The sequence below is a fragment of the Maribacter arenosus genome (assembly GCF_014610845.1).
Taxonomy (GTDB): Bacteria; Bacteroidota; Bacteroidia; order Flavobacteriales; family Flavobacteriaceae; genus Maribacter_A; species Maribacter_A arenosus.
Genome location: NZ_JABTCG010000002.1, coordinates 517693 through 535323 on the forward strand (window position 1 = coordinate 517693; position 17631 = coordinate 535323).

The window sequence follows — 17631 nt, forward strand, 5'->3', positions numbered from 1 at the left end:
TTTCATCCATTACATTGAACAAATTCCGAATTTCAACACTGAAAATGCTTCAATTTGAACATTAATACATTTTCAAATTATAAAGAGAAACTCTCCCCACACCCACAGGTACGTTGCGCATTGGGATTGTTGAACACAAAGCCTTTTCCGTTCAATCCTCCGGAATATTCCAATATTGTTCCGGCCAGGTATAAAAAGCTTTTTTTATCCACGATAATACGTACTCCGTTATCCTCAAATACCTTATCGGTATCTGCCATAGCCTTATCGAATGTCAATTCATACGAAAGTCCACTACATCCCCCACTTTTGACACCTACCCGTACATAGTCCTTTGAGGCATCAAAGCCATCTTCGGTCATTAGACCGATGACCCTTTGTTTAGCTGTTTCTGAAACCTGTATCATTATTTGTTTTGATTCTAAATAGTTTACAAATATAGGTTATATGTGGTGTTTTGCAACAAATCCTAACATTATTATAACGTATGAATCTATAAGGAATCTCTATCGAAAATGAAAACCACGGCAAGCCCCATGGTTATATTTTCGGGTCATTGCCCAAAAAAACCGCCCATGAAAACAATGAATTGTATTAAAGACCCTGAAAAGGGACTCTTAGATCACGATGTTGACCGATCTGATCAATAGAGCTCCTTGTAATATTGGGTGGCCATTCGTTTGCTGGTAAATTCCGGGATTACATCATCAATACTATTGAAGACGATCTGTTGCCACTTCTTTGGGTGATCATAGAATGTGGGCAATACCTTTTTCTCAAGAATATCGTACAAATGTTCACTATCGAGCTTATCCTGATCCCATGTCGGCATGTTCGGATCTATGGCCGGAAGGATAAAGGAATTTTTACCGTCCTTGGCAAACTCCGGAATCCACCCATCATCGGTGGAAACATTGACAGAGCCATTCATAGCTGCCGTCATACCACTGGTACCCGAAGCTTCCCTGGTTATCCTAGGGGTGTTGAGCCAAATATCAGATCCGCATTTCAACTTTCTGGATAATTCAATTTCATAGCCCACCAAAACGGCCAAGTTGGTTTTCTGTTTGCAAAAATGCACCAAATGGTTAAAAATATCGATCCCGTAGAAATCGTGGGGATACGGTTTCCCGGCCCAAATGATCTGTACCGGATATTTTTTATTGGTGATCAACTTTTCAAAACGCTCCAAGTCTTGTAGCAAAAGATCGGCTCTTTTATATCCTGCAAAACGTCTTGCCCAAACCATGGTCAACACATTGGGGTCGAAAAGTTTGTTCGTCTGGTTCATTACCTCGGCGAACAAGGTTTTCTTCAATTCGACCTTTCTTTCACGATACAATTTGGTATTCTTGGTCTTATGAGCCTTTTCTATGGCCTCATCTTGCCAGAACTTTTGATTCTGCGCATTGGTAATGGGTATAATCTTGCTCGTACCGGGATAATCTTTCCACATGCCCTGGGCTACTTTGGCATGCAACTTTGATACCGCGTTCGATTTTTTAGCCATTCTAAGGGCCGATACCGTATAGTTGATCATGCCCCCATTGACCATTTCTTTTTGAAGTTCCTGTTCGGAAAGGTATCTACCAAAAAAGCCACAACGGTTCAAATGACGCCCATCGCGCTCCTCGTTACCCGCCTTCTCAGGGGTGTGCGTAGTAAATACCATTTGGTTTTTTTTCACGCCTTTATCCTTAAGGTAATAAAATGCAGGCAAGCCATGTCCTTCATTCAAATGGTAAACATCGGCCCCTCCCAAGGCTTCCACTATTTTCGCCCCGGCAATTCCCAATACGATACTTTGGGAAATACGGGTCAAATAATTGGCATCGTACAGATAATTGGTAACAGTTCTTGATAAATAATCATTGCCTTCCACATCGGTAGTCAACAAGTATATGGGCACCGTGCCAAAAATCTCCGGTTTCAAGACCATCGCACGTACCTTGACCGCAGGGTTGTCGTGTAATTTAACCTCTACTTCAAGCCCGGAATCCTCTAGGAAGGTAAAGTTCTTTTCAATAAAATTGGCACGCATGGTTTGATCCCCATTCCGCCCTTGATCGTAATAGCCATATTTCCACAGCATTCCGATACCGATCATATTCTGTTTTAGCTCAAAACCCGAACGCATATGTGATCCGGCCAAAAATCCGAGCCCGCCCGAATAGATCTTAAGGGCTTGATCTATGCCAAATTCCATGCTGAAATAGGCGACTTTTTTCTTAAATTCCTTTGCTGGCGTATACGGGTGATGCCATTTGTTATATTCTGATGTCATTGTAATATCATTTTAAGGGGGCGAAATTAACAAAATTTGGTGTAAAATAGGTGTAGTGGTCGCTATTTTTACATCTTCTCACTTATAGGCGGGTTTTTATCCCGAAATCGGAATCCCAAGCTTGTTTTTTTATTAAATAATAGGATGTAATACGAAGTGGAAATTACGTCTAGTGCATAAACCAACGACTTACAGACAAACGCCCTGACAAGGCGGTATGGCAGTCTATCTGATTTTGATCACGATCACATCGGACATGCCCTTATTCTCTAGTTCCGGGAAATCGGTGCTGGCACTTTCCCCAACGACGATGATGCTTTTATCGGGATTTTCTAAGACATCAAAACCATACTCCAAACCCGAACCCCCAAACGATTTTTGCCAAAGCAAATCCCCATTGGACGCTGTCTTTACCACCCACAGGTCGTTCTCCCCCCCATTGTACGTTGCATCGATATCCAAGCTTTTGGAATTCCCTGCCAAGAAGTAGCCCCCATCCCAACTGGCACTCACCCCTTGTGCGGCATCAAACTGGGTGCCTCCATAGGTTTTTTCCCATAAAAGATTCCCGTTGTCATCGATCTTGATCAACCAAAAATCCGATTCGCCCTTGTTATTTGAGACATCAGTGTCATCACTGAAGGTATTGCCCGTAACCACATATGCCTTATCGTTGGTCTTGGCGATATCATAGGAAATTTCAATGCCCGAACCGCCAAAAGATCGTTCCCAAACCAATTCGCCTAAACCTGTAATCTTCACCACCCAAAAATCATAACTACCTTTGGTTTCACTGATATCAAAATCGTCGCTTTCCGAGAATCCGGCCAGTACAAAGCCCCCATCATCGGCCTGTACCACCGCATGTGCCCTATCGTTATTTGTGCCCCCGAAATACCTTCTCCATTCCATATTGCCCTGGGCATCCAATTTCGTACCCCAAAACTCACCCACACCATGACGCGTAAGATAGTGTCCTTTTTCGGTAAACCCATCTGCCCGGGCTGCGGTAATATCCAAAAAGCCAATGAAAAAGTAGCCCCCATCCTGGGTTTCAATAATATCATAGGAATGATCATGGCCCGAAAAACCAAAACTTTGTTCCCACTCCAAACTCCCGGATGCATCCAATTTTAAAATCCAATTGTCATGAAAACCCTCATTATTACTGCCGTCCCCATCATCGCTCATCGCATATCCCGTAAGAATATACCCCCCATCTTTGGTCTGGGCCAACGATTGACCCCTATCGTCCTTGCTGCCGCCATAGGTTTTATTCCATTGTAGGTTCCCATCAGCATCCAACTTCAACAACCAATAATCATTGACTGCAAGCGACTTGCCCACCAGGTCCCCATCCGTACTATTGGTGTACCCTAAAATGGCAAAGCCCCCATCGGTAGTCGGGATTACAGCCTGGGCCGTTTCTTCCCCCGAACCCCCAAAATTCTTGATCCATTCCACTTCCCCCAAGAATTCCGCATTTAAATTCGGGTCGATATAAAAGCTGTTATCGGCTTCAACAGAGCAGCCGAGTATCCCTAGAACCAAAAGTAAACCCACCCATTTTTTCATTATTCCGACTTTTTAATCACGAACAATCCTGAGTTTATATCGCTGACCAAGATCTTCCCGCTCTCGAAATAGGGATAAACACTCCACACCCCATCAAATCCGGCACTATTGCTCGATGGGTAGGTATCGAAAAACCCTGTTTCGGAAATCGATTTATTCGCTATACCCATAATATCGAGCACCCTAACGCCCGCCCTATAATTCGCCAAGAAATATTGATTGCCTTTTACGTATCCATTATGGTCAATGGCCGTGGTTTCGCCCGTATAGGTCGTATGTAAGACGGGGTTATCTAAATCGGAAACGTCGAAAACCAAGGTACGGGTATCGAAACCGAAGTTCACTTCATCGAGCTCATCGCCAAAAATATAATACCGATGATCCTCGGTAAACCATCCTTGATGGGTGTAGGCAATAAAATCATACCCAAATGTGGAAATTCCCACAGGATTCGCTTTATCGGTCACATTAACGATAGCAACTTGGTTCTCATTAGCCCCGATAAATATTTCGTCCCCCGTATAATCCGTATCCGGACCGTTATAGGTTATCACCTGTGCATCATGGGTATACCCATTGGCGCCATAGCCACCTGCCAAGGCGGGGTTTTTAAGATCTTGTAAATCCATGAAATGCACGCCCCCATCAAAGGCATCATTCCTGGCCGTACCCACAGGATATGCAAAACCCGTGGTTTCATTGATCACTACATTGTGGGCATTGCCAAAACCGGTATACCGGCCGTCATTATCAAAAACCTGAGCGGTATCGGTAACGTTTCGCAATCGAGTCAGATCGAAAACCTGCATACCGTGGTTATCGGCCTCAGAAACGATATAGGCATGATTTTCATATACTTTAATATCGCGCCAGGAACTCGAGCCCGTGGCGGAAGGTAATTTTCCCAAATACACCATGTTTTCGGTATCGGTGATATCCACGAAAGCGGTGCCATTTTCCAATCCCATTAAGGCATATTCCTTGTTGGTGGTAGGGTCTGTCCAACCCCAGACATCATTCCCTTCCGATGCCCTGAACTCGGCAAGTGAAATTCGACCTAAAAGGTCATAGCCATTGCAAGGATAAATACCTGCCATTCCATTTTCACAGGGGGTGAAGCCTACTTGGGGTTCGGGCACGAAATTATCTTCCTCGGCCGCATTTCCTTTATCTTTGGAGCAGCCCATACTTAACAGTAAAAGCACTGGGAATAGGTAGAACGCACTCTTTATCATAGCATTGATTTAAGTTCTTTTTGTCATAAAGATAAGATTAATATTTTACCCTAGAGGCCTTGCAGCTTGGCTCGGACAGGAGCTGGGTTATGGTTTTTGGCCCTCAACCCAATCCCACACGAAAATTTCCGGGCAAATCCTTTTGGCAAAGGTCCCTGCTTCTTACTTTTGCCAGATGCTAGAAGACAAGAATCAGGAGAAGACGGATCTGGAAAAATTGGGGGAATTCGGATTGATCGACCATCTGACACAACATTTCCCCATAACCCGAAAATCGACGCTAAAAGGAATCGGGGATGATGCCGCCGTTCTCGATTTTAAAGGGAGCAAAACCATCGTATCTACCGATCTTTTGGTCGAAGGGGTTCATTTCGACCTAAGTTATATGCCTTTAAAGCATTTGGGGTACAAAGCCGTTATGGTGAACCTATCGGACATCTATGCGATGAACGCCGAAGCGACCCAGATTACGGTATCTATAGCCGTCTCGAACCGATTTCCGCTAGAGGCCTTGGAAGAACTTTATGAAGGGATAACCTTGGCCGCAAAATTGTATAAGGTTGATCTTGTTGGGGGCGATACCACCTCATCGATGACCGGACTCATCATCAGCATTACGGCATTGGGCAAAGCAAAGGCCGCCGATATCGTATATCGGTCCGGGGCAAAGGAAAATGACCTTTTGGTGGTTACCGGGGATCTCGGGGGCGCCTATATGGGCCTTCAGGTATTGGAACGGGAGAAGGAAGTCTTTAAGGTAAACCCGAACAGTCAGCCCGATCTTGAACCCTATTCCTATATCGTGGAACGCCAATTGAAACCGGAAGCCCGAAAGGATATCTTTGAACTCCTCAAAAAACTGGACGTTCACCCTACGGCCATGATCGATATCAGTGACGGACTCTCCTCTGAAATTCTGCACCTATGCAAGCACAGTAAGGTGGGCTGTCATCTGTACGAGGATAAAATTCCCTTGGATCCCACGGTGATTTCCGCCTGTGAGGAGTTTAAGATGGATAGTACCTTGGTCGCTTTAAGTGGAGGGGAAGATTATGAGCTCTTGTTTACTTTAGACCAAAAAGAATTCCCGAAAATAAAGGGCAATCCTAACATGACTGTCGTGGGGCACATGACAGCCGAGAACGAAGGCGCTCACTTAATTTCCAGGAATAACTCTAAAATTCCATTGACCGCTCAGGGTTGGAATTCATTTGCCAAAACATAATTAGGCTGCGTGATCCGCAGTATTGTGTCTTCTTTGATATAGATTTTCCAATGTATTGTTGATATCCTGTAATTCCGGGGTTAAAACCGAAAGATTTCCAGTAGCATCGGTCGTAACTTCATTGCCACAATGAATGCATTTGTATTCTTTGATGTGGTGGGTAACTTTTTTGGAGACGGCGTAGTGGTGTCCAAAAATCTGGCATATTACTTTCTTCATGATGTAGGTTTTAGGCGGACATTCATCCTCGATTTGGGTGTGGGACAAATGCGAATTTCTTGTTTTTGGTCTAATTTCAAAAGTGGTTCATGAAACACTTTATACCTTAACGTGTTCATACTGTTTTTTATTGGGCATCTCCAAGCCATTCGTCCATATATTCGATGAAGCGCATCAAATTCGACAAACGGTTTATTTTTTTCGATGAAATACCTATTTTACCACCCACGGATTTACCCTATCTTTCCCCCGAAATTACAACCAATGAAGAAAACCAAGGAAACCCTGGTGATTGCCTTTGCCCTTTTTTCGCTTTTCTTCGGAGCGGGCAATTTGATCCTACCCCCTCAACTCGGGTTTAAGGCCGGTGACTTTTGGTGGTTGGTGACCTTGGGGTTTGTCCTGTCGGCGGTTTTGGTACCCATTTTGGGGATTTTGGCCCATGCCCGGTTACAGGGCACCATCTTCGATTTTGGGAAAAAGGTCTCCCCCACCTTTGCCTTGGGGTATGCTTTTATCATCTATGCCATCTCGATCGCCCTGCCCTCCCCACGCACCGCCTCAGTGACCCACGAAATTGCCATTCAACCCTTTTTTGGTACGCCCTATATCCTGACCAGTATGGTCTATTTTGGACTGGTCTTTGTCTTTGTCATGAACCGTTCAAGGATCCTCGACATCCTGGGAAAGGTACTGACCCCCGCAATCATTGGTATTCTGTTGTTCATCTTGGGCATTGCCACCTTTTCGTATCCTTTTGATTTTGGGGAGACCGTTTTTATAAATCCTTTTACCGATGGAATTTTGGAAGGCTACCAAACCTTTGATGCCATTGGTGCCATTGTGGTGGGTGGGGTCATCATTATTTCCATAGATCTTAAAAAGCAAAAAGCTTCCTATACCGAGAAAAAACGCCTGATCCGTAATGCAGGGGGCTTGGCCGGACTCGGACTCTTCCTTATCTATGCCGGACTCATTTTTACCGGGGCCTTGATGCACAACGAATTTGAAGCCGATATTTCACGAACGGCCTTATTGAACGGAATCAGTATCAAAACCTTGGGCAATACGGCCCATCTGTTTTTAAGTGTGTTGGTAAGCCTAGCTTGTTTTACCACGGCCGTGGGTATCGTAACCGGGACGGCCGATTTTGTAAAATTCAGATTCGGCGATTCCCGAAAGGCCTATACCCTAACTGCCATCATTGGGTGTGTGCTTGGGGTGGCCATGGGGCAATTCGATGTACATTATATTATTGCCGTTGCTGTTCCGGCCCTGATGTTCATCTATCCCATCACTATCGTTTTGATCCTTTTGAATGTGCTGCCGGAAAAATTTGCCTCTAAAACGGTGTTTAGGGCAGTTATCGGTGCGACGGTCCTTTTTAGTATCCCCGATTTTTTAGGGAGTATTGAAATGAACGATGTATTGCCAACCTATGTACGGCAAATTGCACTTAGTGAATATAGAATGGGATGGGTGTTGCCCGCCTTGGTGGTTTTTGGCCTATCGAACGTGCTTAAGAAATAAATCCGGGACTTTTTTACCACAATGGCGTTGATGTGAAACGTGCCCTTGGATTCACAACGGACTGCATCAATAGACTACTTCGGGCATGCTCTTGCTTTTATCTGGAAGCAGACGTATTATTCAAAGTGCAATGGCAATCCCCCATACCATTTTGCAAAAATATTATACAGTACGGCTTCAACGATTCCGAACAAAAATCCGGCAACAGCACCTATGAAGGGCATCCCGATCAGTGCCCCGAATGCAAGTACGGTTCCAAAACTCAATCCCGGCGTTTCTGTTGTCGTCAGCCAGCCCACAGTCACAAGCGCGTCGATGATCAATCCGCCAAACGCATATATCACCCCACAAACCATGCCCATAAGGGCACCCAAAACGGTTTGGAATTTTGCAAAGGAGAACACGCCGATCTTTTTTATCTTTTTCATTAGTCCCAGTTTAAATTACCGCTTACCCCAAAAGATAGCTAAAAGTTCGATACGACCTCAACTCGTAATCGTTAATTACTCCTAAATTTTTGCCCTTTTCATAAAGAATTAAAAAAATAATCCATTTAAAAAAGGGGAGCACTTTTTGCTCCTTGCCTTCGCTATCGGTTGTGCTTTAAAATCCGAACCCATCAATGACAAACAAACCCTAAAAAAATACCTTGATGCTTTTATTAAAAATCAATCGGAGCATTGTTTACAAGGAGCGCAATATTGAGCGGCTTCATCGTATAAACTCTTTCGATATGCTTCAATTTCGTCCAAAAAGATTTTGGTATTTTGCGCATAATTAATGCGGTTTCTTAAATCTCTTAAATACGTTGAACTCATGCAATTTGAAGCTTCTATATGTGCTATCCCGATATCTATAGCTTGAAGCATCCAAGTGTACCCATAACCTTCATAAGCGCCCATTGATAACCCATTGACTGCTTGACCCAAGCCTATAAAAGCCAAACAATCGACTTTTTTTGGATTCGGTCTTGGTATCGGGTCGCTATACCTGCTTTCACCATATTGAAATACGTAGTAAACCTTATGGTTGCCAATAATTAGATAAAACGCGGTATAATTTACCTTTTTCTTGGTTCTGGCTTTTACGGTAAAAGAAGCGGTACTGTACCCATTGTACCAATCGTTACTATTGAAAGAATTGGTGTTTGACGCCACTACCTCCATATTACCGTTATACGTATAATTGAATCCTGGTATACTTGTAATATTTCCTGAACTACCAGCTACGGCAATCGCGCTTCTGAAACCACATGAAGAGGTACAACCATCACATTTCGTGTAAACCACAAATTCCTCACCCTCTTCAAGCGTTGAAATATCTTTTGAAAAAGACCATTTTATATGAAAATCCCCCCCACAATCATCACTATATATTCTGTCTGAAACGATAGTCCCTCCATATTTATCGACTTGGACACGGGTAGTGGCGTTTATTCCATTTGAACCCTCATAAAAAGCGTCAACTAAATTATAAGATTGGGCATTTGCTACGAATGCGATTGAACTTAGCAAAACGAAAAAGGAGAATTTTTTTTTCATGGGATAGTATTTTAAGTTAATATCTGTATGATAATTTGTCATAAAAATCAGTAGAGGACTGCGGTTGATATTAAGGTCACCGGAACGTGATAGAAAAATTAGAATAATATAAAATAATGTTAAATGATTTTGGTCAGCTGAATGAAATAATCGACCCGACCGTTATGCGGCATTTCAAATATGCTGCATTTCGAAGCTTTTGTGATTTACTATCGAGTTTGATTTTGCAAGAATGTGGGTTCGAGTGCTCGATTTACCGTTTTTTTCATCGGAAATCGAGCGTATCGAGAACCATGTTACCTCTAAATCCGTTCTCGATACGTTTTTTCCTCATTGCATTCCGAAAAAACACTCGAACTGACCCCTGAAGTCAAAACGATACCATCAAAATGCACAAGGGGTATTTATAGTCATTGTCTTCACTGCAAAGCCTGCCGGCCGCCAGTGGGTTCGTGCGAGCTCCTTACCTTATTGCCTTTGGCCTTCTTCAGGTAATATCCGAATCTTAATATTCCTAAAGGCGACCTTGCCCCCATATTCCTGGAGACTTATATGACCCGTTTTGGCCGTCCCGAAATCGGGCCATTTGGAAAATCCGGAGGCTGCGATCATAGCTTCCCATTCGGGTCCATGTACCGGAAAACGCAACACTTCAACGTCGTTGAAAACTAGGAACCCTATATTCTCCGAATGATCGATATGAAGTAGGTAGTGGTTCCATTCCCCAGCGGGTTTACTAACGATGGCCGAAGGTGGCAATAATCCATATAATGATCCCGCACGATTTATATCGCCACGTTCCTCTACATAGTCTTTCCAATTATCATCGAGTATTTGGATTTCAGGGCCCGTTTCATACGGATGCGTATATCGTTCTTCTTCCAACACCCCCCAAAAGAGTCCGGAATTTCCATGGGGACCAATGTTCCACTCCAAAGAGAGTTCAAAATTCGTGTAGGTATCATCGGTGACCAGATTGGAGCTTGCCCCCCCTTCACGACGTTGAAAGTCATAGACCAATTCGCCATTTTCAACATACCACCCATCGATGATGGCCTCTGCCCCATAAGCGTGCCAACCGTCGAGGTTTTCGCCATTGAACAGGGCCGTCCATCCGTCTTCAGACGTATTGCATCCGAAGAACAAAAACGAAAAAGACAAGAGGAGAAATGGATATACTTTCATAACTGGAGTTTAAGGTTTAAAGTTACGGGTTTCTTGTTCAAAAGTCGAAAGTCGAAAGTCAAATGTCGAAAGTACGAAGTTTGGAGTTTGGAGTTTGAAGTTTGGAGTTTAGAGTTTGGAGTTTGGAGTTTGAAGTTTGAAGTTTGAAGTTTGAAGTTTGAAGTTTGAAGTTTGAAGTTTGAAGTATTTAGTACAAAGTATAGAATATTAAGTACCAAGTATGGTGTATGATATCTGACATCTGATCTCTGAACTCTGAACTCTGAACTCTGAAAACGGTTTCTGGTTACTAAAATCAAGTACAAATCATAAAGCGTATAGCCATCAGCGATCAACAGCCTGCCCAAAGGTCAGTAGGTTGTTGTCGGGGTCGAGGAGTGAAAATTCTTGTTGGCCCCAGGGTTTTGTTTCCAAAGGGGCGTTGGGGTGTATCGGGACCTAACGTTCAGGGCCACATGCCTCAGTATCGAATCAAGCGCTGCCTTATCCAGGTAACGCCCATTCACTACCACGGCATTGATTTTTCTGGTATTCCGTATATCGAGCAACGGATTCGCATCGAGGACGACGATATCGGCCAGTTTCCCTTTCGAAATAGTGCCGAGGGAATCGGTTGCCTCTAAAAAGATGGCCGGATTAAGGGTGGCCGTTTTTAGGACTTCCGGGGCTCCTAATCCCGCTTCCACCATAAGATCCAACTCCTCGTGCAAACTAGAGCCCCAAAAGATACCCGATTCCCCAGCATCCGATCCCGCCAAAAGGGGAACCCCTTTTTGATGCATGGCCCGTACGATCTCAAAGCGTCGTTTTCGCATCGTCTTTTGCTTGGTTTCATCCCATAAGCCAAAAACATCATCAAATTCATCGTTCCATTTTTGCCATAATTCCTGTTCCGATTTCGGAATATAGGCTAGGCGCTTATCGGTTTTCCAGTCAAAATAGTAGGGGTATCTGCTTTCTGAAACCAATAGCGTAGGGGTAAACCACGTATTATATTTTACAAACTCCTCAAACAAACGGTCGCATTTACCGGCATCATAGGTGGCCTCCATTTCCAGAATGAGCTTCCCTAGATCATAGGTTTCCTTTTCAACGGCGGCCGCCCACTTTTTGCGCAATTCGTCTTCCAAGGTCGTGCATTCATCCATGATATTCCCCTCACAACAATGCTCTATGCTTTTTTGGCCGGCCTTTGCCGCTTCTGACGCCTTGATGGTATAGGTGACATGACCGGCAAAAACTATGTGTTGTTTCTTGGCTTCCTCAGCCACCGCAAAATATACATCACGTGGCAACTCCTCATACACTTTGATAAAGTCGACCCCGCGTTCCTTTAAAAAACGCACAAGGGCCCGCCCATGTTCCGGTGTGCCAGGACTCAGGACCGTTGAGGAATCGTTTCGGGGACCGTTGACCATCTGGCTCCCTAAAATAGTACGCGGGCCCAATAAACGCCCTTCGGTAATCTCCGTCCGCCATTGTTTGGCCGTGTTTATAGATACATCGTTATATTTTGCACATGGGTATTCCTCATCATAACAATCGGCCTTCATATTCCGAATACCGGTAACCCCATTGGCGATCAATAGAGGAAAGAGGATCGTTCGGGTAATGGTATCCAAGGAGGAATGCACGTGCATGTCCCAAAGGCCGGGAATTACGAATTTACCGCGCCCATCAATGGTAGGGATTTCTTTAGGGATATCCATCATCGCCATATTACCTACTTCCAGTATGTGGTTATCCTGAATTACCAAGGTCATTGCGGTATCGGCATGTCCTTGTGCCACATCAATGACGTTCGTATTGGTGATGGCATAGCAATTATCGCACTGTATTAAATCTACTTGTTTACAACCTGCGAAAAGAAGGACCGACATGAGCAACGGTAACCATTTTGAAGATTCTTTTGGTCTATATCCCATGGTTTATAAATTTACCCCCTTGAAGATAGGTAAAATTCAGATCGCCTGCCCAAAGGTCAGTAGGTTGTTGTCGGGGTCGAGGAGTGAAAATTCCCGTTGGCCCCAGGGTTTTGTTTCCAAGGGGGCGTTAGGGTGGATCGGGACCTTACGTTCCAAGAGCTCTTGGTAGAGTTCGGCGATGTTGTTGGTGCGTATATACACCTGGCCGTAGTTCTTTTTAGGGTCCAACCTTTTAAACTCGAAAAAATGGATTTCGATGCCCTCTTTTTTGACCATAAGATAATCCCCATAGTCCCCCAGTACCATAAAACCCAATTGATTCACATAATAATCCTTCGTGGCCCCTTTGTTGCGCATGGGTAATTTGGGGTGTATGGCTGTCAGCATGGTGGTGTGTTTTGTTTTGATTTTATTTTTATCGGATGTCGTGAGGACCGTCTTTTTACGGACTCCCAACCCTTGAATTTAGTTTATTTTCAATTATTATCGAATTCCTGGATTATGACTCAGAACGACGATGTGACTTGGTTTTTTGTGGGCGGACCGTTTTCTATTTTTTTATTCCAGAACTCTTTTGGTAACGGAAACCCACTTCGGGGCATCGTCGATTTCCTGCCGAAGCAATAGATTAAGTTGGGCCGCATGATGTTGTACATGTCGCATATTGTACAGCAAAATCTCAAGAACAGAATAGTCCTTATGGGCGTTTACCCAACGTGATCTGGCAATTTCATCGGTCATACCTAAGATGAGATCACGACATTTTTCCCGACAATGCCCGAGGTAGGCAAGAAGTTCTTCCTTGGTATAGGCTCTATCCGGCATCTTACCGGAGGCATCGAATTCAGATAAGGTGTATGGCGATGGTGGCGCAAACGTATCCGGTTGAAGCGTAAGGTAATAGTCCAACCAGAATAGACCATGGTAAGCGTTGTACCAAAAATATTTCTCGGTATCCCAAAATTCAGGGGGGCAAAGTTTTATGGCATTTTCGAGCATATCGATACTTGCCCCGAATTGTCGCCAAAGCGTTTCTTGTATAGATCGATCCATGGTCGTATTCTTCTTTTTTCGGTTTCTAAGTATGGCTATTAACCCTTGAATATAGCCATTATTCACTTACAAGCAAACCTTTGGATTTTATCTTGGGATATTGGGTTTGGACTGGGGTTGACGGACTTTCAGAAATACTGTTTCAAGGCAACTCTGCTTTTCTCGAATGCCTCTTTATCAAAAAATCTAAATAGGCATAGTGTCAAAGTACCACTAAACAATAAGGCAATGACATCCTTGATATCAAAAACCCCGAAAAGTGGGATAAAATAACTGACAATTTCTACAAAGACGTACGTGCCGGTAATTATTAAAATATCTAAAAATTTGTTTTTGGAAAATTTAAATGCCCCTGTCCAGGACAGTAAGGCCATTAAGGTTACCGCAAATAGGTTATACCCCACATCGGCCAATCCAAAATCAGTGATATGGTTTTTATAACTATAGGCCCTATAATCGTTATGGAGCAAATAACTGACAACGATGAATGGAACAAGAAATAGGACGGCTTTCTTTTTCATTTTGTAATACAAAAATTAAGGGATGCCTAAGAAAAGCATCCCTTTAGTACCTTATTACATAAACCCGGAGATAGAGGGATCATTGGCACTGTTAATAAATGTCCATCTAGCACCATCCTGTAGTGCAGCTCCCAACCACCCTATTGCACGTGCAATGGATTCGGTAAGCTCATTTCCTCCGTTTAACTCATTCAACTCAAGGAAGCTTAATTCTTCTAAGTTATTGTATTTTAAATCTTTCATAATTCTGGTTTTTTAGTATTGTGTTATTTATTAAGGTATTTTACTTTCATAGCTGTTATACCCTTCTGCAACAGCATTGTTATGGGCCGTGGGATTAGCTGCCCACTCATAAGCTACATAAGCTATGGCACTGACAACGTAATTCCAAAAACCCCCTTCGATTTCTGCAATTTCTTGAGCACTTAATTCACGTACTTCAAATTTTTCCAAATTTTTCATTTTTTACTCTTTTAGTTACACTTTGTTTTTATCGAAAACTTAAAAATTGCGCAATTTTCTTGTTTGATACCGCCAAAGTAGAAGGACACAGTCTCATTTTTTGAGACGCTAAAAAATTTTATTTTGAATTACCGTGCTTCTTGAAGTAAAAAAACAGCCCCTCCTATTGCAGTATTGGGCTTTTTATGGTAATTTTTAAAAGATATTCTAAAAACACCCTATGGAACAGAAAGCAAAGCCCAACACCCCGGTCAAAAAGGCCCCTGCAACGACCGCAACAAGAACCGCAGCGAAAGCCCCGGTCAAAAAAACGGCCACCACGGCCGCAAAACCCAAAGCCCCTGTAAAAAGGGCCCCTGCAACGACCGCAGCAAAGACCAGAGTGAAAGCCCCGGTACGGAAAACGACCACCACGGCTGCGAAACCCAAAGCTCCCGTAAAAAGGGCACCGGCCAAAAGTACGGCCACAGCAACCAAAGCCCCAGCGCGGAAAGCCCCGGTACGAAGGACTCCCGCCAAAACCACCGCAGCCACACCCGCCCCCAAAAAGACAACCGTAGTCGCCGAACCCAAGAAAACCATGGCAGCACCCGTTGCGCCCAAGCAGAAAAAAGCGGCTAAAACTGATAAAGAGAGCAAGCTAAAGGCAGCTGGTACTGCCGTTGAAAAGGCCGTTAAAAAAACGAAGGACAAAACAGTTAAAAAGGCCGAGAAAAAAATCAAGGTGCTAAAAAAGAAGCTGAAGAAAACGGCCAAAAAAGCCGACAAAAAAGTGGAAGCCCTTAAGAAAAAGTTGAAAAAAGCAAAAAAGAAAGCGGTCAAGAACAAGGAAGTCAAAAAACTGAAAAACAAACTAAGCAAATTGGGGAAAAAGAAAAAGACCAAAAAAGCCAAAGGAAAAAAGAAGAAATAAACCTAAATTTAAAGGCTGTTGTTGACTGCCAGCTACGGCTTTTTAAGTTGCGCTATAAATGATTCCAATTAAATAACTAAACCAATGTCTTATGGATTACAAAAAATCGATTATCGTTCTAGTGGTGAGCTTGCTACTATCGCCTGTTATCGTCTACATTGTCTTAATGCTGGCCAAAATGGCGGGGTCTACCTATGAAATGACCCATGGGGAAACTTTTATCATCTGGCTGTTGATGGCCATTGTGATCAACCTCTCCATTACCGAGAAGAGCTAGCACAAAAAGGACCATATTAGGGGAGAAATCAGGTTTCGGGTCGAAAGTCGAAAGTCGAAAGTCGAAAGTTGAAAGTTGATTGAAGACGGAAGAAGGAGCGCGGTTGCCGGTTTAAGGTTTCAAGTTTCTGGTTTAAGGTTCAAAGTCGAAAGTCAAAAGTCGAAAGTTGAAAGTTTGGAGTGTACCTCCCCTTTCTTCCGCTGAAGCGGAATTCATTCCCCTCCCCACCTACGGTCGGCAGGCTCCATCCAAGGAGGGGAGCTATAAAAAGAGAATACCAAAAAGCCTTCTCCCCCATAAAGTCGATGTACGCAAAAAAAGTCCTCCCCTGAAGAAGAGGGGAAGCCTGCCTGCCTTTGGCAGGGTGTCCCGCCCTAGCGGGACGGAAGGGTCTGACATCTGAAAACTGGTTTAAGGTTTCTGGTTTCTGGTCACTAATCCCATTGAGAGCGCTTCGAGCCTCGCGAAGACGATCCAGATAAGCATAAGGATAGCAATACCTTCCATGGAGAGGACCCTTATCCGCAGCATAGTGTTTGAAAGCTCCGATAACAGGAGCTGCAGCATGCAGCGACGCGGAGTTTCAGACACGGTTTTTCTTTTCGGAAAAAGAAAAAATGCCTCGGATAAGGCACCTTTTTCTTTGTTTCGTTTCTTTTGGGTGGGCAAAAGAAATGAAAAATCACTCGCTTTGGTTACCAATACCCATGAGATTGCTCGTGCCTCGCGAAGCCGTAGGGCAGGAATGTCAAATATCTGACTTCTGAAATCTGAAATCTGAACTCTGAAAACCGGTTTCTCCCCTATACCCGCAGGTTCAATTGGGCATATTTTGATGGGAGCATACCATAGGTATTCACAAAGCATCTGGTAAAGTAGGTGGGACTGTTGAAGCCCGTTTCATGGGCGACTTCGGAAATATTGCCGAATTGCAGGTGTAAGAGGTGCAAGGCCTTGTTCAAACGGTATTCGCGCATAAAGGCCGTGGGCGGTTTGCCCGTCAGTTTTTTAAGGTTGCGATACAGTTGCGCCCTGCTTAAACCCAGTTCGGTACCGAGCGTTTTTAGGGTAAAACGGGGGTTGTTCCAATGGGTTTGGGAAAAAGCCATCACCTGGGCCAAAAATCGTTCTTCCTTGGGCTTTAGCGTACGGATCAGGTCCGGATCGATCTTCGCCTGCCTATTCTCCTGCTCGTACATCTCCTTCACCTTTGTGGTGATCACTATGGGCCCTGGTACCATTTCACACAATTGGGAAGCCCGGGCTGTGGTTTCTGCAGGGTTATCCTCTGGGCTTACACTAATGCCAATACCCAGATGTTTGTGGTTGCTGTCCACACGTTGGCCGATATATTTAAAGTTGTATTTGATCTTTAGGGCACATAACACGGCATTGGTACTGCTGGTAAAGAAGACCTCATACCGATGGTTATCGTGCTTAACTATATGACCTTTGAATTGATGGATCGTCTTGGTGATACTCCGATGGAATTTCTGGGAAAAGATATCCAACTGCCGGGCAAAGCTGCTGTGAATGGCGTCCCCGGCCTCCAAAACCATGACCACGCGAAAATCGCGGGTGGCAGAAAGGGCAGGACTTTCCATGGAGATGGACATAACAGCTTGTTTGTCTACAAGTTAACAAATTATGGCCGAAATTGGAAGAGGCGGCCTCTAAAATTTTCCA

Annotated in this window: 20 protein-coding genes; 5 read left to right on the forward strand and 15 right to left on the reverse strand. The window is 44.0% G+C overall.

From position 1 onward, the window contains the following. Positions 1–77: 77 nt before the first annotated feature. The 4 genes from HPE63_RS07385 to HPE63_RS07400 form a co-directional block, all read right to left on the reverse strand. On the reverse strand, positions 78–407 hold the full coding sequence (locus HPE63_RS07385) for a HesB/IscA family protein (protein ID WP_188313610.1): 330 nt from the start codon (positions 405–407) through the stop codon (positions 78–80). A 236-nt stretch (positions 408–643) separates the two neighbouring features. Further along, on the reverse strand, positions 644–2284 hold the full coding sequence (gene glgP, locus HPE63_RS07390) for an alpha-glucan family phosphorylase (protein ID WP_188313611.1): 1641 nt from the start codon (positions 2282–2284) through the stop codon (positions 644–646). A gap of 225 nt (positions 2285–2509) precedes the next feature. Beyond that, positions 2510–3859 (reverse strand): hypothetical protein, encoded by a 1350-nt coding sequence (locus HPE63_RS07395; RefSeq protein WP_188313612.1) that lies wholly within the window; start codon positions 3857–3859, stop codon positions 2510–2512. After that, positions 3859–5094, reverse strand: coding sequence for a choice-of-anchor B family protein (locus HPE63_RS07400; RefSeq protein ID WP_188313613.1), 1236 nt, complete (start codon positions 5092–5094; stop codon positions 3859–3861). The genes HPE63_RS07395 and HPE63_RS07400 overlap by 1 nt, the downstream gene beginning before the upstream one ends. Positions 5095–5269: 175 nt before the next feature. On the opposite strand from HPE63_RS07400, the gene thiL reads away from it, so the two are divergent. Beyond that, on the forward strand, positions 5270–6319 hold the full coding sequence (gene thiL / locus HPE63_RS07405; RefSeq protein ID WP_188313614.1) for a thiamine-phosphate kinase: 1050 nt from the start codon (positions 5270–5272) through the stop codon (positions 6317–6319). Here the strand turns inward: thiL and HPE63_RS07410 are convergent, their stop codons facing one another. Beyond that, on the reverse strand, positions 6320–6538 hold the full coding sequence (locus tag HPE63_RS07410) for a hypothetical protein (protein ID WP_188313615.1): 219 nt from the start codon (positions 6536–6538) through the stop codon (positions 6320–6322). It lies immediately after the preceding gene. A 264-nt stretch (positions 6539–6802) separates the two neighbouring features. Between HPE63_RS07410 and brnQ the strand changes: the two genes are divergently transcribed. Further along, positions 6803–8068, forward strand: coding sequence for a branched-chain amino acid transport system II carrier protein (gene brnQ / locus HPE63_RS07415; RefSeq protein WP_188313616.1), 1266 nt, complete (start codon positions 6803–6805; stop codon positions 8066–8068). Positions 8069–8184: 116 nt separating this feature from the next. Here the strand turns inward: brnQ and HPE63_RS07420 are convergent, their stop codons facing one another. The 9 genes from HPE63_RS07420 to HPE63_RS07460 all read right to left on the reverse strand — a co-directional run bounded on the left by HPE63_RS07420 (position 8185) and on the right by HPE63_RS07460 (position 14755). Next, a complete protein-coding gene (locus tag HPE63_RS07420) occupies positions 8185–8496 on the reverse strand; it encodes a hypothetical protein (RefSeq protein ID WP_188313617.1) in 312 nt (103 codons plus the stop codon). Between the two features lie 240 nt (positions 8497–8736). Then, a complete protein-coding gene (locus tag HPE63_RS07425; protein WP_188313618.1) occupies positions 8737–9609 on the reverse strand; it encodes a hypothetical protein in 873 nt (290 codons plus the stop codon). 468 nt (positions 9610–10077) lie between these two features. Further along, on the reverse strand, positions 10078–10794 hold the full coding sequence (locus tag HPE63_RS07430; protein ID WP_188313619.1) for a 3-keto-disaccharide hydrolase: 717 nt from the start codon (positions 10792–10794) through the stop codon (positions 10078–10080). 350 nt (positions 10795–11144) lie between these two features. Then, positions 11145–12719 (reverse strand): amidohydrolase family protein, encoded by a 1575-nt coding sequence (locus HPE63_RS07435; RefSeq protein WP_188313620.1) that lies wholly within the window; start codon positions 12717–12719, stop codon positions 11145–11147. A gap of 36 nt (positions 12720–12755) precedes the next feature. Next, positions 12756–13106 (reverse strand): bleomycin resistance protein, encoded by a 351-nt coding sequence (locus tag HPE63_RS07440; RefSeq protein ID WP_188313621.1) that lies wholly within the window; start codon positions 13104–13106, stop codon positions 12756–12758. A gap of 171 nt (positions 13107–13277) precedes the next feature. Continuing rightward, the gene (locus HPE63_RS07445; protein WP_188313622.1) at positions 13278–13772 is read right to left on the reverse strand and encodes a DinB family protein; all 495 of its coding nucleotides are present in this window, start codon (positions 13770–13772) and stop codon (positions 13278–13280) included. A 128-nt stretch (positions 13773–13900) separates the two neighbouring features. Then, a complete protein-coding gene (locus HPE63_RS07450) occupies positions 13901–14293 on the reverse strand; it encodes a hypothetical protein (protein WP_188313623.1) in 393 nt (130 codons plus the stop codon). 54 nt (positions 14294–14347) lie between these two features. After that, positions 14348–14536, reverse strand: coding sequence for a hypothetical protein (locus HPE63_RS07455; protein ID WP_188313624.1), 189 nt, complete (start codon positions 14534–14536; stop codon positions 14348–14350). 30 nt (positions 14537–14566) lie between these two features. Further along, entirely contained in the window at positions 14567–14755 is a 189-nt protein-coding gene (locus HPE63_RS07460; RefSeq protein ID WP_188313625.1) for a hypothetical protein, read from the reverse strand. Positions 14756–14975: 220 nt separating this feature from the next. On the opposite strand from HPE63_RS07460, the gene HPE63_RS07465 reads away from it, so the two are divergent. From HPE63_RS07465 to HPE63_RS07475, 3 genes are all read left to right on the forward strand, one after another. Then, on the forward strand, positions 14976–15668 hold the full coding sequence (locus HPE63_RS07465; RefSeq protein WP_188313626.1) for a hypothetical protein: 693 nt from the start codon (positions 14976–14978) through the stop codon (positions 15666–15668). A 91-nt stretch (positions 15669–15759) separates the two neighbouring features. Next, positions 15760–15945 (forward strand): hypothetical protein, encoded by a 186-nt coding sequence (locus HPE63_RS07470; protein WP_188313627.1) that lies wholly within the window; start codon positions 15760–15762, stop codon positions 15943–15945. Positions 15946–16450: 505 nt separating this feature from the next. Then, positions 16451–16705, forward strand: a complete 255-nt coding sequence (locus HPE63_RS07475) for a hypothetical protein (RefSeq protein ID WP_188313628.1) — start codon at positions 16451–16453, stop codon at positions 16703–16705. A gap of 43 nt (positions 16706–16748) precedes the next feature. Here the strand turns inward: HPE63_RS07475 and HPE63_RS07480 are convergent, their stop codons facing one another. Further along, positions 16749–17561: a helix-turn-helix domain-containing protein gene (locus HPE63_RS07480; RefSeq protein WP_188313629.1), complete on the reverse strand. Its 813-nt coding sequence runs from the start codon at positions 17559–17561 to the stop codon at positions 16749–16751. Between the last annotated feature and the right edge of the window lie 70 nt (positions 17562–17631).

Excerpts from the sequence above, each read along its gene's own strand:
- HPE63_RS07410 (WP_188313615.1), bottom strand. The coding sequence starts at position 6,538 with ATGAAGAAAGTAATATGCCAGATTTTTGGACACCACTACGCCGTCTCC.
- HPE63_RS07460 (WP_188313625.1), bottom strand. The coding sequence starts at position 14,755 with ATGAAAAATTTGGAAAAATTTGAAGTACGTGAATTAAGTGCTCAAGAA.
- HPE63_RS07455 (WP_188313624.1), bottom strand. The coding sequence starts at position 14,536 with ATGAAAGATTTAAAATACAATAACTTAGAAGAATTAAGCTTCCTTGAG.
- HPE63_RS07480 (WP_188313629.1), bottom strand. The coding sequence starts at position 17,561 with ATGTCCATCTCCATGGAAAGTCCTGCCCTTTCTGCCACCCGCGATTTT.
- HPE63_RS07440 (WP_188313621.1), bottom strand. The coding sequence starts at position 13,106 with ATGCTGACAGCCATACACCCCAAATTACCCATGCGCAACAAAGGGGCC.
- HPE63_RS07475 (WP_188313628.1), top strand. The coding sequence starts at position 16,451 with ATGGAGAGGACCCTTATCCGCAGCATAGTGTTTGAAAGCTCCGATAAC.
- HPE63_RS07450 (WP_188313623.1), bottom strand. The coding sequence starts at position 14,293 with ATGAAAAAGAAAGCCGTCCTATTTCTTGTTCCATTCATCGTTGTCAGT.
- HPE63_RS07470 (WP_188313627.1), top strand. The coding sequence starts at position 15,760 with ATGGATTACAAAAAATCGATTATCGTTCTAGTGGTGAGCTTGCTACTA.
- glgP (WP_188313611.1), bottom strand. The coding sequence starts at position 2,284 with ATGACATCAGAATATAACAAATGGCATCACCCGTATACGCCAGCAAAG.
- brnQ (WP_188313616.1), top strand. The coding sequence starts at position 6,803 with ATGAAGAAAACCAAGGAAACCCTGGTGATTGCCTTTGCCCTTTTTTCG.
- HPE63_RS07385 (WP_188313610.1), bottom strand. The coding sequence starts at position 407 with ATGATACAGGTTTCAGAAACAGCTAAACAAAGGGTCATCGGTCTAATG.
- HPE63_RS07395 (WP_188313612.1), bottom strand. The coding sequence starts at position 3,859 with ATGAAAAAATGGGTGGGTTTACTTTTGGTTCTAGGGATACTCGGCTGC.
- HPE63_RS07465 (WP_188313626.1), top strand. The coding sequence starts at position 14,976 with ATGGAACAGAAAGCAAAGCCCAACACCCCGGTCAAAAAGGCCCCTGCA.
- thiL (WP_188313614.1), top strand. The coding sequence starts at position 5,270 with ATGCTAGAAGACAAGAATCAGGAGAAGACGGATCTGGAAAAATTGGGG.
- HPE63_RS07435 (WP_188313620.1), bottom strand. The coding sequence starts at position 12,719 with ATGGGATATAGACCAAAAGAATCTTCAAAATGGTTACCGTTGCTCATG.
- HPE63_RS07400 (WP_188313613.1), bottom strand. The coding sequence starts at position 5,094 with ATGATAAAGAGTGCGTTCTACCTATTCCCAGTGCTTTTACTGTTAAGT.
- HPE63_RS07445 (WP_188313622.1), bottom strand. The coding sequence starts at position 13,772 with ATGGATCGATCTATACAAGAAACGCTTTGGCGACAATTCGGGGCAAGT.
- HPE63_RS07425 (WP_188313618.1), bottom strand. The coding sequence starts at position 9,609 with ATGAAAAAAAAATTCTCCTTTTTCGTTTTGCTAAGTTCAATCGCATTC.
- HPE63_RS07430 (WP_188313619.1), bottom strand. The coding sequence starts at position 10,794 with ATGAAAGTATATCCATTTCTCCTCTTGTCTTTTTCGTTTTTGTTCTTC.
- HPE63_RS07420 (WP_188313617.1), bottom strand. The coding sequence starts at position 8,496 with ATGAAAAAGATAAAAAAGATCGGCGTGTTCTCCTTTGCAAAATTCCAA.